Source organism: Streptomyces pseudoechinosporeus, from assembly GCF_054783935.1.
The window spans coordinates 16,380-31,594 of record NZ_BAAGPS010000058.1 but is presented as its reverse complement, the minus strand read 5'-3'; the positions used below and the strand labels follow the sequence as shown (position 1 = coordinate 31,594).

The following is a 15,215-nucleotide window of genomic DNA, read 5'->3' as shown; positions in this document are numbered from 1 at the left end:
CCGTATCCCGTAATTCCATGTCCGCGCGGTCCGTGCCCTCATCATGATGACCCAGCAGGCCTCAAGCCGAAACCCCGCGACCAGGCCACACCGCGAGATCGAGTCAGCCATGTCGCCGGGCCAGTCGGGCCGCCTCATGGTCGACTCGGGCCACTTCCGAGGAGGGCCCCTCCAGCAGACGTACGGCCTCCAGGAGCTGATCGAGCGTGCCCGGATAGCGCAGACAGGTGCGTACGATCCCGTAGACGTCCGTCCTCAGCCGGGGATCCCTCGGGCTGTTCGCCGCGATCTCGGCGCTGATGCTGTCGAGCAGCAGGGCCATGCTGTTCGCGTTGCGCAGGGAGGGAAGCGCCACCAACGCGTCCACGAGGTCCGCGAGTTCACGCAGCGGCAGGTCGGAAGGCAGACCGGTCAGACGGGGCAGACCGGCGACCGGCCGGGAATGTACGGGGTCTGTCGCGGACCCGAGGCGCTCACGCGCCGGCAGGCCGGCGTACCGATGGAACCGCTCCAGCTCGGCGGCGGACAGCACCTCGTACCAGTGCTCGACGCGGCTGGCGGCCAGCCTCCCCAGGCCGTCCGAGCGGTGATGGGCGCTCACCACTCCGATCACGGCGCCGTCGCACCACACCACGGCACCCGACATTCCCTCCCAGGGAGAGCGTTCCGGTTCGCTGTCGCCTCGTGGGGCGGCGACGGCCAGTTCAAGGGTGCCTTCCCGGCGGTTGGACAATACGGAGACCGTTCCCGTGAGGTGGCAGGAGTCCCGGTACTGGCTGGGAGCGCCGTCGTCGAGGAGGCGCATGCTGTCCTTGCGCAGTTTGAACCGGGGGAAGCCCACCGCGCTGAAGGGCAGCACCACGTCGGCGTCGGGCACCGCGGCGTAGCGAGGCCGCTCGGTGTCACCGGGCTCGGGCGGCGCGCCCGTGATCTCGAGCAGTGCGACATCGGCGGCCTCGGCGAGGAGCACGATGTGGGCGTCGGCGGTCCACTCCCCCGGCCGGTCGGCGTCGAGGCGCACCCGTACCGACGTCACCGGTCCTGCCACCACGTGCGCCGCTGTCAGCACGCACCGCTCTGACACCCGGTAGCCGGACCCGCGCCGCCCGGGCTGCCCACCGGGTCTGCTCACGAGCACTTCGGCGACCCGCACCGCCGCCAACCTCTGTGCCCGTACCTGCGTCTGAGCTGACATCGGACCGGCTCAGCGCTCGCGTTCCGCTTCATCTCCGCCCACCCAGGGCTGCGCCCCGGAGTCACGAAGGCGAGGCTCCAGGGTCAACGTGACCCGATGGGTGGTGCTGGTCCCCGTATGGCCCGCGGCACCGGCCTCCACGACCCAGAAGCGGACCCTGCCCTCCGCCGTACCGGACCGCTCCACGACGAACTCCGCCTCGAGCTCCACAGCGCCCAGCTCGAAGCGCAGCTCCTCGTCGCGCGCCGCGGACATGGCGGCGGAGAGCTCCGTACGCAACTGGGCGATCATTTCCGCGAGTTCAATCACATGGCCCCTTTACCCCCGGCGTGATCCCAGCACGCGTGGGGGACAGCGAGGGCCGGCTCGGCCCGGACCGCCGTCACGTCCAGGACGGATCGGCCGCATGGGCGTCGGCCGATCCGTCCTGGGGCTTCGATACAGCCGATGTCGCCGATATCTCCGATGTCATCGCTGCCTCCGTCGCCACCGTCGGCAGTTCGGCCCAGACGATGCGGCCGGACCGGTGCGGTGCGTCCCTGACGCCCCAGTCGCTGCTCAGCACGCCGACGAGCAGAAGCCCGCGGCCACCTTGGTCGTCGGGCTTCGGCTGTCTGCACGCCGGGAGCGTGCAGCCGCGGTTCTGGTCCTCGACCTCGATATGGAGCCGCTCTCCCGCGGCGCGGAGTCTGCACACGATCAGATCGCTCTCCGTGTGCGTGAGTGCGTTGGTGACGAGCTCGGAGGTCACCAGTACGGCGTTGTCACAGGTCTCGCGGCTGATGCCCCACTCGCCCAGCAGCTCCCGTACGTTCCTGCGGGCGGCGCCCACCGAGGCGGGGACGGCGGGCAGGCCGAACACGCCTGCCTTGTGGAGGAGTTCGTCTCCGGAAAGTCGGCCCAGGGACTGGGGGAAGGAGGGCGAAACCATCGCCGTACGCCTTTCGTCTGCAGAGCACAACACTCCGAGTTGCGGCCCGTGATCCCCCAACTGAGCTGCACAGCCCCTTCGTTCACCGGACCGGGGCGTACGACCACTGTGACATCTGCGGACAACGTCCCGCAACCAGCAAGTTGAAAATTGCATTTTGTAGGGCGCAGGCCGCCCCGGTCGACGATGATCGTGACAGACTGCGATGCATTGGCCCGGACCACGGGTGAGGAGGTAAGGCGTGACCTCGGAAACCGACTGGGGCGGCGCGCCTTCCGTCCTGCGCATGATCCTGGGCAAGCAGCTCGAGGAGCTGCGCAACCGGGCCGGTCTGACGTACGAGCAGGCGGCGACGGCGATCGGGGTGAGCCACTCCACGATCCGCCGGATGGAATCCGCCAAGGTGGCCCGGCTCAGGCTCGCGGACGCCGAGAAGCTGCTCCAGACCTACGGCGTCAAGGACCAGCAGGAGATCGACACCTTCCTGAAGTCGGTCCGGGAGGCCAACAAGCGCGGCTGGTGGCACACCTACCGTGACGTACTGCCCGACTGGTTCGCCGCGTATCTGAGCCTGGAGCAGGCGGCGCTGCAGATCCGGGCGTACGAGGCGCAGTTCGTGCACGGACTGCTGCAGACCGAGGCCTACGCGCGCGCCCTGCTCGGCGCCGGCAATCCGCACGCTCCAGCGGACGCCACGGAGCGCCGGGTCGCGCTGCGTATGCAGCGCCAGGAACTGCTGTCCCGTCCGAACCCGCCCCGCGTGTGGATCGTGATGGACGAGACGGTGCTGAGGTGGCCGGTCGGGGGACCCGAAGTGATGCGCGCCCAGGTCGACCACCTGATCGCGCTGAACGCGCTGCCCCATGTGACCGTACAGATCATGCCGTTCGGGAACGGCCCGCATCCGGCGATGCGGGCCGGCGCCTTCCATCTCTTCCGGTTCAGGGCCAGGGAGTTGCCCGACATCGTGTATCTCAGCGGCCTGGTGGGCGCTGTGTATCTCGACAAGGCCGACGACGTCCTGGTCTATCGCGAGGCCCTGGACCGGCTGGGCGCCCAGTCGACACCCGCCAGCAGGACCGAGGCTCTCCTCGGTGCGATACGCAAGGAGCTCTGAAGTGCACCACCACATACGCAACGGCGTGCCGTCCCGTGATCTCGGCGCGCAGGGCTGGTACAAGCCGTGGAGCGACGACGCGGGAGGCGCCTGCGTCGAAGTGAAGAAGCTGGGCGACGGACGGGTGGCGGTGCGTCAGTCCACCGATCCCGACGGTCCGGCCCTGGTTTTCACTCCCCGCGAGATGACGAGCTTCCTGACGGGCGTGAAGGCGGGCGACGCCGACTTCCTGCTCTGACTGCTCTGAGCAACCCCGGTCCGAAACACCCTTGTTGACCGAACTACCCTTGTTATCCGACGACTTGATGGGAGGGCCGCGTTGTCCGACAACGGATGGCCTGCCGACCGTATCGACACCGAGAGCGCGCACTCCGCGCGTATCTACGACTACATCCTCGGCGGAAAGGACTACTACCCCGCCGACAAGGAAGCCGGCGACGCCATGTCGCATGAGTGGCCCGCCCTGCCGATCCATATGCGGGCCAACCGCGACTTCATGAACCGCGCGGTGCGCTGGCTGGCCGAGGAGGCGGGTATACGCCAGTTCCTCGACGTCGGCACGGGCATCCCCACCTCCCCGAACCTCCACGAGATCGCCCAGTCGGTGGCCCCCGAGTCCCGCGTCGTCTACGTGGACAACGACCCCATCGTCCTCACCCTCTCCCAGGGCCTGCTGGCCAGCGCGCCCGAGGGGAAGACGTCGTACATCGAGGCCGACTTCCAGCACCCGGAGGCCATCCTCGACTCCGCCGAGTTCCGCGACACCCTCGACCTGTCCAAGCCGGTCGCGCTCACCGTCATCGCGATCGTCCACTTCGTGCTGGACGAGGACGACGCGGTCGGCATCGTCCGCCGCCTCCTCGAACCGCTCCCCTCCGGCAGCTATCTCGCGATGTCCATCGGCACCGCGGAGTTCGCGCCGGAGGAGGTGGGCCGGGTCGCGCGCGAGTACGCGGCACGCAACATGCCCATGCGGTTGCGTACGTTCCCGGAGGCCGAGGAGTTCTTCGAAGGCCTCGAACTGGTTGAGCCGGGCATCACGCAGGTCCACAAGTGGCGTCCGGACGGCAGCGATTCGGAGCCCATCCGGGACGAGGACATCGCCATGTACGGGGCGGTGGCTCGTAAGCCCTGAGCCAAGCCCTGTCCCGGCCGCAGGCACCGTTGAATGTTCCATTCAGCATCTCTAGCATCACTCGGTGGGTCCATTCACCCACTGAGGAGATCCCGTGCTCTCAGCCACTCGTGTCAGAGGTAGGAGACGGACGCGGCGACCGGCGATGTTGGTCGCCGCGCTGCTGACGGCCGCGGGGGTGGCGGCCCCGCCGTCGTCGTCCGCGGCGGAGCAGCCGCCGAGCGCCGTTCCGAAGGTGTGGCCGACTCCCCAGAGCATGAAGGCCGGTTCGGGTCGACTCACCGTCTCCGACCGGGTCGTGGAGGTCGTCGGCCCTCGGACCGACCCGTCGGCCCGACGGCTCGTCGAGTCCGTTCTGCGCGATGCCGGAGCCGACAAGATCATCACTGTGAGCGACGGTGACAAGCCTCCCGCCGCCGGGCTCACGGTCTACGTGGGCGGCCCGGACGAGAGCGGCGCCACCGGGAAGGCGCTGAAACGGCTGGGCGCCGAGCCGCCGACCGGCCTGGCTTCGGGCGGTTATGTCCTGGCGTCCGGGCGCAAGGACGGACGGGCCCTCGTCGCCCTGTCCGGCGTCGACCCCACCGGCACGTTCTACGCGGCCCAGACCCTGCGCCAGCTCGTCACCAAGACGCGCGGATCGCGTTCCGTACTCCCCGAAGTGGCCGTGCGGGACTGGCCGGCAGCCGCGCTGCGCGGGGTCATCGAGGGTTTCTACGGGACTCCCTGGTCGCACGCCGAGCGGCTGAACCAGCTGGACTTCTACGGTCGTACGAAGCAGAACGTCTACGTCTACTCGCCCAAGGACGACCCGTACCTGCGGGCGAAGTGGCGTGACGCCTACCCGTCCGCCGAACTGGCCCGGATCGAGGAGCTGGTGGACCGGGCCGACGCCAACCACGTCCGCTTCACCTACGCCCTGTCGCCGGGACTGTCGGTCTGCTACTCCTCGGACGCCGACATCAAGGCCCTCACCGCCAAGTTCGACTCGCTGTACGACATCGGCGTGCGCTCCTTCGCGATCCCGCTCGACGACATCAGCTACACGAAGTGGAACTGCGACGCCGACGAGAAGGAGTTCGGCACTGGTGGCGGCGCGGCGGGCACAGCACAGGCCCATCTGCTCAACCAGGTGTGGCAGGACTTCTCCGCCGACCACTCCGGCCTGCAACCGCTGGAAATGGTCCCCACCGAGTACTCCGACCTCGCCGACTCCCCCTACAAGAAGGCGCTCCGGGAGAAGCTTGACCCCTCTGTGGTCGTGGAGTGGACCGGCGTCGGCGTGATCGCGCCGACCATCACCGCCGACCAGGTCGAGCAGGCCCGCAAGGTGTACGGCCACCCGATCCTGATCTGGGACAACTACCCGGTCAACGACTACGTCACCAGCCGCCTGCTCCTCGGCCCCTACACCGGCCGCGAACCCGCAGTGGCCGCGGCGGCAACCGGAGTGACCGCCAACCCCATGGTCCAGGGCGAGGCGAGCCGGATCGCCCTGTTCACCTCCGCCGACTACCTCTGGAACCCGGACGCCTACGACCCCCGTACGTCCTTCCTCGCCTCCGTCCGCGACCTCGGCGGGCCCGCGGCGGCGAAATGGCTGCGGATCTTCGCCGAGAACAACTACTCCTCGCAGCTCGACGCGACCGAATCGCCCACGCTCACCCTGCTCATCGCCGCCTTCCGCAAGGCGTACGAGCAGGACAGCGGCCTCGACCAGGCCGCCGAGGCGCTCAGGGCGTACTTCTCCGACATGGCCGCCACGCCCCGCGAACTGCGCGCCCGGCTCGACAACTCCGGTTTCCTGACGGAGACATCCGCCTGGCTGGACAAGCTCGGCCGCTACGGCACGGCGGGACAGACGGCCGTGGACCTGCTCCTGGCGAACAAGGAGGGCGACGCCGACGCGGTCACCACGTACTGGAAGAAGCTCAGGGCCGAGCGCAAGGAGCTGGACGCGATTCCCCAGCAGGTCTCGCCGGGAGTGATGGACCAGTTCCTCTACACGACAGTGATCGAGAACGCGCCCGACCCCGGCGTCGACATCTCCTTCGATCCCGGTTCCCTCGCCTTGAAGCCCGGCACGACCGAGACCGTGACACTGGCTCTGACCGACAAGCGGTCCACGTCCGCCCGGACGGTCTCCTGGAGGCTCGACGTGCCCGACGGCGTAACCGCCGCACCCGACGAGGGCACCCTGACCGTCCCCGCCGGAGGCAGCGCCTCCACCACCGTCACCTTCACGGCGCAGGACGGCGCCGCAGACGGGGTCCGCTCCGTCGTGGCGACGGGCTCGGCGGACGGCACGGCCGTCCTGAACCGGGCGATCCCGGTCCAGGTCGGCGACGGCACGGGCACACCCCGGGCGCTGACGGCCAACTTCAGCGGCGCTTCGGTCAGTTCGATCGACCTGGACTCCGGGAAGAGCACCGACATCTCGGTGGGCAACAACCCCGGTGAGGTGATCCTCAGCGCGGACGGGCGCACCGCCTACGCCGCCAACCAGGGCTCGAACTCGGTCAGCGTCATCGATGTGGCGCGCGGAACGGTCACCGCCACGGTCGCCGTGGGGCGCGTCCCCGCCGGGCTCGCGCTCACGCCGGACGGCCGCACGCTCTGGGTCGCCAACTACTCCGACAACACGGTCCAGCCGGTGGACACCGCCGACCTCAAGGCAGGCACCGCCGTCCCGGTCGGCTCCGGTCCGGAGAACATGGCGATCACGCCTGACGGCAGGACGCTGTACGTGGCCGACATCCACGACAACACCGTCACACCGGTCGACCTGGCCACCCAGAAGGCCGGCGCTCCCATCCCGGTGGGCCCCCGCCCCTTCAACGTGGTGGCCGCACCCGACGGCAGGACGGTGTACGTGTCCAACTCCGGCGGTTCGACGGTCACTCCGATCGACACGGCCACCAACGACACCGAGCCGACGCTCCTGGTCTCCGGCCAGGCCTACGGTCTCGCCCTGTCCCCGGACGGACGGACCCTGTGGGTCAGCCCCAGTACCGGCGACACCGTCACCCCCGTCGACACGGTCACCGGCGCCCCCGGCACCACGATCAAGGTCGGCAGGTCCGCCTTCGACATCGCCCTGGACTGGAACGGCGCCAAGGCCTACGTCACCACCGCCGACGGAAACGTCCTGGTACCGGTCGACACCTCGTCGGGCACCACCGGGTCACCTCTGGCCACCGGCGCCTATCCGCTCGCGGTCGCGCTCACACCCGTACCCGTGGAGTAGCGGGCGTCAGCCCTCGAAGCCGCCGGGGACGTTGGCCAAGACGTAGACCAGCGGGCGTCGGCCGGCGGTCTCGCGAGCCTCGCCATCGACGGCCCGAGGTCAACCTAAAGAGTTCCAGGTTCGGGCTGACACACTCTCCCCCTAGCTTGGCCGAGGACAGAAATGACAATCCTCAACGGGGAGTGACCTGATGAGCAAGCTTCATCGTCTGGCCGGAGCCGCAGCTGCATCTGCGATCATGATCGGAACCCTGGGGGCGTCGCCTGCTGCTGCCGTCGCCCCGCCTCAACTACCTGCCGCCGTCCAGGGCGCATGCAGCGGCACGGCCACCGACAGGGTCTCGGTCGTCGTCGACAAGGGGTATATCAGGACTACTTACTACAAATCTGCCTCCGTCGTAAAGACCGTGTCCCGGGGTGCGTCCTTGGCTTTCTTCAAGGGCGTCAGGAACAGCCACGGAAATGAGTGGTTCAAGGTTCAGTACTCTGACCGCACCAACGACTGGTGTGGCTGGATCTACGCAGGTTCCGTCTGGTGGGAGGACTGAGCAGCGTTCCTGATCGGTGAATGGGCCAACCTGCCCGCGGGCTTCCCGCCGTATCGGCGCGTGCACCTGGTGTGGGCGGACGGCGGTTGTGCCGGGCCAGTCATCCGCTGCGTGACCGTCCCCCGCGCGTAGCGCCGTCCGGTGTCGATGCCGCCCCGGCGAGGGCGGTGCACTTCCGGACCACCGTCCTGCGATGCGGGCAGGAGCAAGTCCTTCAGTTCCAGCTGGGTTCGGCGGGCACGCGGCAGCGCACCTGCTTTCCGATTGCCGAGCGCCGTACGTGCCAGCCCGGCGCGAGGAGGTCGACCAGCCTGAGACGGCCCGTGCCGTCCGCGCTGGTGCAGTGACCGGAGACGTTCACGGGGTTGTGGCAGCAGAGCAGTGTGCGCCGATATTCGTTTCGTGCCGTGCGGGAAGCGCCTTACCGTGGCGCGGTGACGACTCAGTTGATCATTCTCAACGGCGGTTCCAGCTCGGGGAAGTCCGGGATCGTACGGTGCCTGCAGTCCGTACTGCCAGATCCGTGGCTGGCGTTCGGGTGCGACTCCTTCGTCGACGCGCTGCCCGCGAAGATGCAGTCGTCGGAGGAAGGGATCGCGTTCGCGGCGGACGGCGGAGTGAGCGTCGGGGCGGACTTCCGGGCGCTGGAGGCGGCCTGGATGGAGGGCGTCGTGGCGATGGCCCGTGCGGGCGCCAGAGTCATCATCGATGACGTCTTCCTCGGCGGAGCGGCGTCCCAGGAGCGGTGGCAGAAGGCTCTGGGTGGAACGGCCGTCTTGTGGGTCGGCGTCAGGTGTGAGAACGCGGTCGCCGCAGGCCGTGAGGTCGCACGAGGAGATCGCGTCCAGGGGATGGCCGCGTTGCAGGCGGATGTGGTTCACGAGGGCGTGGTCTACGACCTCGAGGTGGACACGACTCGTACCGAGTCCCTGGTGTGTGCGCGGGCCATCGCCGCCCACGTCAGCTGATCGCCGGATCGGCTCCCGCTGCCCAGCATCGAGACGACGAGGAGCACAGGATGACGACCCGTCTGGGTTCATCGAACGAGTTCTGCTGGATGGACCTCAAAACCCGCGACTTGGCCGGCACCGCCACCTTCTTCTCGAAGACGCTGGGCTGGCGCTTCGCGGTGGATGAGAAGGACTGGCGCAAGGCCACCAAGATAGCCGTCGACGGCCACCCGATCGGCGGCGTGAGCGACTTGGCGAACCCGGTCTACCCTCCGGGAACACCCGCCCACATCGCCTACTACTTGGCTGTCGACAACGTCGATCGCCGTGCCGAAGCGGCGGAGGTGAACGGCGCTCGCCTTGTCGTGCCTCCCTTCGACGCGGGCGATCAGGGCCGCATGGCGACATTGATCGATCCGATTGGTGCCGCCTTCTCGCTGTGGCAGCCACGCCACTTCACCGGATGGAGGATCCCGCCCCACTTGGCGGGTGCTCCGCACCGCATGGTCCTGGCCTGCGATCAGCCTGACAAGGCCCGGCACTTCTACGGGGAGACGACTGGCACCCCTCTGATCTGCGCCGATTTCATCGCCACACGTGGACCCAGCGGCGCATCCGCCCCGCAGTGGGAACTTGCGGTCGAGGTCGGTGATCCGGACAGCGTCGTCGCCCGCGCACACGACCTTGGCCAAGGCTCCGTCACCTGGTCCGAAGAGACCGGTCGTCGTGTTGTGCGGTTGAGCAGCCCAGAGGGACTGACCTTCCAGGTTCACCGCCTGGAGCAGTGACTCGCTCATCGGCCGAGCGGGGCCTCGGGCACGAGTCGCCACCCTCAGCTGGCCGTGCGCCGGATGCACCCCGCGTAGTGCTTCTCCAGTTCCAGGTTGCTTTCGAAGCCGCCGGGGACGTTGGCCGAGACGTACACCGGTGGGCGGCGGCCGACGGGCCAGCGGTGAGAAGGAGGGAGGCCGCCTCGGCGACGGCATCCGTGCCCAGGGCCGCCTCGCTCACCAGCGGTGCGAGCCCGGCGATGCGGATCGGTGGCTCCGCCATGACTGCGGGCAGCAGCCGCATGCGATACGCACACGCCGGGCCGAAATGGTGGCGACATCAGCAAGCTATTCATGTAGTCGCGGTGCGGTCGGCAGGGCCGTGGTCAGCGACGACGTGCCAGGGAACCGGAACCACAGAGACCGTCCAGCGAACCTGTAATGGTTGTAATGCGTCGCAACGTTACTTCAGCCTGTCGGCATGAACGGTATGACGCCTGGCCCACAGGCCACTGATCCTTCCCACTCGACCAGTGAAGAAGCGGTTCCCCGCCGGCACTGTGCTGACCGCCGCGCGAACCCGGCGGGCGCCACTGCGGGCTCGCGGTCGGCTCCGCCCGCGTTTTCGCAGGCCCAAGCAACACCTGCCGGTTCGCCGATCCTGGAGATGGCTCGCCGTGCGGCCGAGTACCGTGCGGCCGGCCGTCGCGTCATCGACCTCACGCTCGGCGAGCCGGACTTCGCCGCGCCTGTTCACGCCGCGGCTGCCGCCCAGCAGGCCGCCATCCGCCCGATGGGCTACACCCCTGCCAACGGGATACCGGAACTGCGCCGTGCCGCGCGGCGTGCGCTGGAACGAGACCGCGCTCTGAGCTACACGGATGCCGAAGTGGCCGTGGGATGCGGCGCCAAGCAGGTGATCTTCAACGCGTTGTTCGCGACCCTGAGCCCGGGCGACGAGGTAATCATCCCGGCGCCTTACTGGGCGAGCTATCCGGACATGGTTCGTCTGTGCGGTGCCGTGCCCGTGATCGTTGCCTGCTCAGCCGACTCAGGGTTCAGACTGTCTCCCGACGCGCTGGAAGCGGCCATGACCGACCGCACACGCTGGGTCGTGCTCAACGCCCCCGGAAATCCGTCTGGCGCCACTTACAGCCATGACGCTCTGGCCGGTCTGGCCGAGGTACTGCGGCGCCACCCCTCGGCAATGATCCTCTCGGACGAGATCTACGCTCACATCCGCTACCACGCCGGGGAGTACGTCAGCATCGCCCAGGTCGCGCCTGACCTGCGCGAGCGAATCCTGCTCGTCGACGGCGTCTCCAAGGCGTACGCGATGACCGGGTGGCGTGTCGGCTGGGGGTTCGGGCCGACCGATCTCGTTCGCCGCATCACCGCCGTGCAGACCCAGAACTGCACGCAGACCGCGACCGTGAGCCAGATCGCGGCTGTCGCCGCACTGCAGGGCCCGCAGGATCTTCTGGCGGAACGGCGCGAGATATACCGCCGGCGGCGCGATGCGGGCCTGGCGATTCTGAAGCAGAGCCGGCACCTGGACACAGTGGAACCCGACGGCGCTTTCTACCTCTTCCCGCGCCTTGCCACCGGCGACGACCTCGCAGCAGCCGACGCCCTCCTCGAAGCAGGATGCGCGACCGTCCCGGGCAGCGCCTTCGGCGCGCCGGGCCACCTGCGGCTCTCCTTCGCCACCGACACCGCAACCCTGGAAGAAGGCTGCCGCATCCTCGTTGCCGCACTGGATCGGGTCTCGGCGTGATCGGACTGACCGTAAAGGCGCTTGTTCCGGTCGTCCTGCTGATCACGCTGGGCTACGCGCTCAAGCGATCGATGGTCACAGCCGAGAGTTTCTGGTCCGAAGCCGAGCGCCTCAGTTATCGCGTCCTGCTGCCGGCTCTGTTTCTCCACAGCCTGGCGACCGCCGACACCGACGATCTGCCGGTGGGACCCCTCGCCGGCGCTCTGATCGCCTCCACGGTGGCCGTGGCCGTACTGGTCATCGCCTGCAAACCCATGATGCGGCTGAGAAACGATGCCTTTACCTCGGTCTTCCAAGGCAGTATCCGGTTCAACAACTACATTGGCGTGACGATCGCTGCCGGTTTGTTCGGCACCAAGGGCGTCGCCCTTGCCGCGGTCTGCAACGCGGCGGTCGTGCCCACCGTCAATGTGCTGTGCGTGCTGGTCTTCGCGCGGTTCGGGACCGCGCGACTGCATTTCTCGGGCATCGTCAAACAGCTCGTGACGAACCCGCTCATCCTCGCCTGCGCAGCAGGCATCCTCCTGCAAACACTCGATCTGAGCCTGCCGCCGGGCATCGAACCAGCACTCCAGGCTCTGGGAGCCGCCTCGATGCCGCTGGGTCTGCTCTGCATCGGTGCCGCTCTGCGCTTCGGCGCGGCACGGTCGTGGGCAGCACCGCTCCTCGCGTCCTCGACCGCCAAGTTCGCGCTCATGCCGGCCGCAACATTGCTCGCGGCTCAGCTGTTCGGCCTGGGCTCCCACGCGCTGATCATCGCCGTCCTCTTCCAGGCTCTGCCCACGGCATCGTCGTCGTACATCATGGCAAGGCAACTCGGCGGCGACGCACCGCTGATGGCCGGGATCACCGCGACACAGACACTCCTGGGCCTGGCCGCTGTCCCGCTCGTCATGGCACTGGTCCCGACATAGCGGCCGCCCCAACGGGAAGACAGCCGCATAACGGCCCACCAAGAGGCTAGTGATGCTTCATGCGATGCCGGCGGACCGCGTCAGTGTTGGCGCAGCGTGCGCAACAGTAAGCACGACGGCCGTTGCGGCTGGTGTCCACGAAAGCCTTCCGGCAAGAGCCCAGCGCACATACGCCCAACCGCTCCCCCTCGGCCTCCATGGTGAAAATGGCCAACCCTCCAGCCGTCACGGCTTTCACGCGGCTTTGGAGGTCCTGGCCGTCCGGAGCGAAGTGCAGATGCGGGCGCAAGCTGTCATGCGTGGTCAGATACACACTCGCGGCGCCATCCGCGAGCAGAGTGTTGATCGTCTGGCACCGTTCGGCCTGCGAGGACGACTCGAAAACCAGCCGCATCCGTCGCGACCACGCCCTGATCTCCTCACAGGTGGAATCAGTGACACGCGGACGACGGATCTGATGCTCCCGCAGGGCCCCTTCCAGCATCTCAGGCACCCACGAATCACTCGATTCAAGATTCACCAGCGCCACGGCCAAGTGAACCCCGACCATGTTGTCATGCTCAAACTGCACTTGACCATTGCAACACAGGACCTCTGAGTCAGCTCGCGGTGCGGCGGATGCGCCCCGCGTAATGCTTCTCCAGTTCCAGGTTGCCCTCGAAGCCGCCGGGGACGTTGGCCGAGACGTACACCGGCGGTCGTCGGCCGGCGGCCAGGAGGAGGGAGGCGGCTTCGGCGACGGCCATCTGGACCAGCATCACGCCGGTGAGGGTGGACAGGGCGCATACGGCGCCGCCGTCGGGGAGTTCGAGGAGGGCGTCGCCTCGCGGGGCCGCGTTGTCGAGGACTACGTCGGCGAGGTCGGCGAGCTTCTTGCCGCTGGGGTGGGAGGCGGGGACGGCGCGGGTGTGGGCGACCGAGGTGATGGCCAGGAGGCGGTGGCCTTGTTCCTTGGCGTGCAGGGCCATCTCCACGATCACGTTGTTCACGCCGGAGTTGGAGATGATGACGAAGAGGTCCTCGGGGCGTGGGGCGGCGAGGTCGTAAATCCGCCGGGCGACACCGGACTTGCGCTCCAGAAGCGGGTCGTCGAGGACTCCCGCATCCTCGCCGCCGTACAGGACGAGGTCGGCGATGCTCAGCCGGTTGGTGGGCACCAGGCCGCCGGCGCGGCCCGCGACCTCCAGGACGATGGCCTGGGAGTGCCCGGTGCCGAAGGCCTGGATGACGCCGTCCGCGCCCACGCAGTCGGCGATCAACTCGGCGGCACGCCGCACCTCGTCGCGCGCGGACCCGGTGACGCGGTCAAGGACAGCCAGGCTCTCGCGCGCGAAGCCGTCGGCGCTCACGGAGCCGCCGTTCACGGACTCGACAGACAAGGGGTACTCCCCACCGGTGGCTGAAACCACCATCGCGTGCATCCATACGTGAATGAATAAAACACACCTCGCGATCAGCGGGCAACCACGGGCGACATCCGCAGTCGCATCCCGATCGCATCCACCGCCGCGTCCACTGGCACCCCGTACCTGCCGATCGCCGCCGGTCCTGAATTTCAACTAGTGAGTTGTACGGTGGCTGTTACCTTCTCAGCGGCCAGTTTCAAGGAGATCGGATGCCCCCGACGGACGTCACCTCACTCATCCGCACCGAGCTGCCCCGGCTGGCCGGCTCCCTGCGGAAGGTGGGCGAGCTGATCCTGGAGGATCCGGCGAGCGTCACGCACGCCTCGGCCGCCGAGTTGGGCCGCAGGACCGGGACCTCGCAGGCGACGGTGACCCGTTTCTGCCGGGCCATCGGGCTCGACTCGTACCAGCATCTGCTGATCGAACTGGCCCAGGAACGCGGTCGCGGTGAGGTCTCCGACTGGGGCAGCGCCGAGATCGGCCCGGACATCTCCCCGGACGACGACCTCGAACGGGTCGTCCAGGTCGTGGGCAGCGCCGACCTGCGCGCGGTGCAGCAGACCATCGACCGGATCGACCTCGACGCGATGGAGCGCGCGGCCCAGGCCGTCGCCCGCGCCCGGCGCATCGACGTCTATGGCGTCGGCGGCAGCGGCGCGGTGGCGCAGGAGACCGAGACCCGGCTGTTCCGCATCGGCTGCTCGGTGCGCGGCTGGACCGAGGTGCACGCCGCGGCCACCTCGGCGGCTCTGCTCACCCCGGCGGACGTCGCCATCGGCATCTCACACTCGGGGGCCACCCGCGAGACCATCGAGCCGTTCGAGCTCGCCAAGGAGCGCGGTGCCACGACGGTGGCGATCACCTCCGACCCGCGCTCGCCGCTCGCCAAGGCCGCCGACATCCGGCTCACCTCCACCTCCTCGGAGACCATCTTCCCCGGGCGCACCGGCAGCATCGGCGGCCGGCACTCGGTGCTGGTGCTCATCGACTGCCTGTACGTACGGGTCGCCCAGCTCTCCTACCAGCGGGCGAGCGCGTCGCTGGCGCTGACCGACCACATCACCCCGCAGCATGCGGTGAAGTCCCGCCGTACCCGCTGAGCGCTCGGCTGGGAGTGCAGCGATGAAGCTGCGGGCCGGTGGGGGCTGGTCGCGCAGTTCCCCGCGCCCCTTAGAGGCCTGCGGCCTCCTTCGGGGCGCGTACTTCACCGGACTTCACCAAGGCCG

At 68.5% G+C, this 15,215-nt stretch carries 15 protein-coding genes and 1 pseudogene; 10 read left to right on the top strand and 6 right to left on the bottom strand.

Going from position 1 to position 15,215, the window contains the following annotated elements:
* Positions 1-103: 103 nt before the first annotated feature.
* The 3 genes from ACYVO6_RS37780 to ACYVO6_RS37770 form a co-directional block, all read right to left on the bottom strand.
* Complete coding sequence (locus ACYVO6_RS37780; RefSeq protein ID WP_461069403.1) at positions 104-1,195, bottom strand: effector-associated domain 2-containing protein; 1,092 nt, start codon at positions 1,193-1,195, stop codon at positions 104-106.
* Between the two features lie 9 nt (positions 1,196-1,204).
* Positions 1,205-1,504 carry a trypco2 family protein gene (locus ACYVO6_RS37775; protein ID WP_461069401.1) on the bottom strand — a complete coding sequence of 100 codons (300 nt, stop codon included), beginning with the start codon at positions 1,502-1,504 and terminating at the stop codon, positions 1,205-1,207.
* A 73-nt stretch (positions 1,505-1,577) separates the two neighbouring features.
* Entirely contained in the window at positions 1,578-2,126 is a 549-nt protein-coding gene (locus ACYVO6_RS37770) for an ATP-binding protein (protein WP_461069399.1), read from the bottom strand.
* Positions 2,127-2,367: 241 nt separating this feature from the next.
* Between ACYVO6_RS37770 and ACYVO6_RS37765 the strand changes: the two genes are divergently transcribed.
* The 7 genes from ACYVO6_RS37765 (at position 2,368) to ACYVO6_RS37735 (ending at position 9,910) form a co-directional block, all read left to right on the top strand.
* The gene (locus ACYVO6_RS37765) at positions 2,368-3,243 is read left to right on the top strand and encodes a helix-turn-helix domain-containing protein (RefSeq protein WP_461069397.1); all 876 of its coding nucleotides are present in this window, start codon (positions 2,368-2,370) and stop codon (positions 3,241-3,243) included.
* A 1-nt stretch (position 3,244) separates the two neighbouring features.
* Positions 3,245-3,481, top strand: a complete 237-nt coding sequence (locus tag ACYVO6_RS37760; RefSeq protein ID WP_461069395.1) for a DUF397 domain-containing protein — start codon at positions 3,245-3,247, stop codon at positions 3,479-3,481.
* An 81-nt stretch (positions 3,482-3,562) separates the two neighbouring features.
* The gene (locus ACYVO6_RS37755; RefSeq protein WP_461069393.1) at positions 3,563-4,378 is read left to right on the top strand and encodes an SAM-dependent methyltransferase; all 816 of its coding nucleotides are present in this window, start codon (positions 3,563-3,565) and stop codon (positions 4,376-4,378) included.
* A gap of 145 nt (positions 4,379-4,523) precedes the next feature.
* Positions 4,524-7,625 (top strand): beta-N-acetylglucosaminidase domain-containing protein, encoded by a 3,102-nt coding sequence (locus tag ACYVO6_RS37750; protein ID WP_461069391.1) that lies wholly within the window; start codon positions 4,524-4,526, stop codon positions 7,623-7,625.
* 190 nt (positions 7,626-7,815) lie between these two features.
* Positions 7,816-8,172: a hypothetical protein gene (locus tag ACYVO6_RS37745; protein WP_461069389.1), complete on the top strand. Its 357-nt coding sequence runs from the start codon at positions 7,816-7,818 to the stop codon at positions 8,170-8,172.
* Positions 8,173-8,606: 434 nt separating this feature from the next.
* Entirely contained in the window at positions 8,607-9,140 is a 534-nt protein-coding gene (cpt, locus tag ACYVO6_RS37740) for a chloramphenicol phosphotransferase CPT (protein WP_461069387.1), read from the top strand.
* 50 nt (positions 9,141-9,190) lie between these two features.
* Positions 9,191-9,910, top strand: a complete 720-nt coding sequence (locus ACYVO6_RS37735; RefSeq protein ID WP_461069385.1) for a VOC family protein — start codon at positions 9,191-9,193, stop codon at positions 9,908-9,910.
* Positions 9,911-9,954: 44 nt separating this feature from the next.
* On the opposite strand, the pseudogene ACYVO6_RS37730 reads toward ACYVO6_RS37735, so the two are convergent.
* Positions 9,955-10,106, bottom strand: a pseudogene (locus ACYVO6_RS37730) (sugar isomerase); the annotation flags it as partial.
* Positions 10,107-10,373: 267 nt separating this feature from the next.
* Here ACYVO6_RS37730 and ACYVO6_RS37725 point away from each other — a divergent pair.
* Both ACYVO6_RS37725 and ACYVO6_RS37720 read left to right on the top strand, forming a co-directional pair.
* Positions 10,374-11,669 carry an aminotransferase class I/II-fold pyridoxal phosphate-dependent enzyme gene (locus ACYVO6_RS37725; RefSeq protein WP_461069383.1) on the top strand — a complete coding sequence of 432 codons (1,296 nt, stop codon included), beginning with the start codon at positions 10,374-10,376 and terminating at the stop codon, positions 11,667-11,669.
* Complete coding sequence (locus ACYVO6_RS37720) at positions 11,666-12,583, top strand: AEC family transporter (protein ID WP_461069381.1); 918 nt, start codon at positions 11,666-11,668, stop codon at positions 12,581-12,583. Before ACYVO6_RS37725 ends, ACYVO6_RS37720 begins: the two co-directional genes overlap by 4 nt.
* Before the next feature lie 46 nt (positions 12,584-12,629).
* On the opposite strand, the gene ACYVO6_RS37715 is transcribed toward ACYVO6_RS37720, so the two are convergent.
* Positions 12,630-13,154, bottom strand: a complete 525-nt coding sequence (locus ACYVO6_RS37715) for a CGNR zinc finger domain-containing protein (protein WP_461069379.1) — start codon at positions 13,152-13,154, stop codon at positions 12,630-12,632.
* A 28-nt stretch (positions 13,155-13,182) separates the two neighbouring features.
* Positions 13,183-13,947: a sugar isomerase domain-containing protein gene (locus ACYVO6_RS37710; protein ID WP_461069505.1), complete on the bottom strand. Its 765-nt coding sequence runs from the start codon at positions 13,945-13,947 to the stop codon at positions 13,183-13,185.
* A 251-nt stretch (positions 13,948-14,198) separates the two neighbouring features.
* Here ACYVO6_RS37710 and ACYVO6_RS37705 point away from each other — a divergent pair, with 251 nt between their 5' ends.
* Entirely contained in the window at positions 14,199-15,089 is an 891-nt protein-coding gene (locus ACYVO6_RS37705; protein WP_461069377.1) for a MurR/RpiR family transcriptional regulator, read from the top strand.
* Positions 15,090-15,215 lie beyond the last annotated feature (126 nt).

What these genes read in the sequence shown, in the direction of transcription:
- ACYVO6_RS37745 (WP_461069389.1), top strand. Translation starts at nt 7,816, where the DNA reads ATGAGCAAGCTTCATCGTCTGGCCGGAGCCGCAGCTGCATCTGCGATC.
- ACYVO6_RS37705 (WP_461069377.1), top strand. Translation starts at nt 14,199, where the DNA reads ATGCCCCCGACGGACGTCACCTCACTCATCCGCACCGAGCTGCCCCGG.
- ACYVO6_RS37725 (WP_461069383.1), top strand. Translation starts at nt 10,374, where the DNA reads ATGAACGGTATGACGCCTGGCCCACAGGCCACTGATCCTTCCCACTCG.
- ACYVO6_RS37780 (WP_461069403.1), bottom strand. Translation starts at nt 1,195, where the DNA reads ATGTCAGCTCAGACGCAGGTACGGGCACAGAGGTTGGCGGCGGTGCGG.
- ACYVO6_RS37750 (WP_461069391.1), top strand. Translation starts at nt 4,524, where the DNA reads ATGTTGGTCGCCGCGCTGCTGACGGCCGCGGGGGTGGCGGCCCCGCCG.
- ACYVO6_RS37735 (WP_461069385.1), top strand. Translation starts at nt 9,191, where the DNA reads ATGACGACCCGTCTGGGTTCATCGAACGAGTTCTGCTGGATGGACCTC.
- ACYVO6_RS37770 (WP_461069399.1), bottom strand. Translation starts at nt 2,126, where the DNA reads ATGGTTTCGCCCTCCTTCCCCCAGTCCCTGGGCCGACTTTCCGGAGAC.